The organism is Citrobacter sp. VF227 (assembly GCF_052950715.1).
In genome coordinates, this window is the sequence record NZ_JBRFVF010000544.1 from 1 (window position 1) to 444 (window position 444).

Below are 444 nucleotides of genomic sequence, written 5' to 3' on the forward strand. Positions count from 1 at the left end.
GACATGGTGCGGGCTCCTGATCGGTCGGGCGGTGTCCGCCGCCCTTCGGCGACACAACGCGCGACGCGACCGTTCGGCGCCGGCATCCGGCGCGATGCGCAGTGGAAACCGGCCGGGAACACAGCATATTCAGACATCGACAGGGAGGACGGCATGACTTCGGACCAGGTTATCGACGCCAACGTCGCCGAGCAGGCCGGCGTCGACGGGACACCCCTGCGGGTCACCGCCACCCCGGCGGCGCTCGCCCTGATCGATGAGCTGAGGCGCGAGTACGGTCCGGGCTTGTTCCACCAGTCGGGCGGCTGCTGCGACGGCTCCTCGCCCATGTGCTACCCGGTGGGCGACTTTCTGGTGAGCGACGGCGACGTGAATCTCGGCACGGTGGGGGGCGCGGACTTCTTCATCAGCCGGTCGCAGTTCGAGGTCTGGAAGCACACGCAC

1 protein-coding gene is annotated in these 444 nt (G+C 68.7%); it reads left to right on the top strand.

Annotation, left to right across the window (positions count from 1 at the left end):
- Window positions 1-153: 153 nt before the first annotated feature.
- Window positions 154-444 (top strand): DUF779 domain-containing protein (locus ACU8YC_RS27765; protein ID WP_446896365.1); only part of this gene is annotated, 291 nt, incomplete at its 3' end.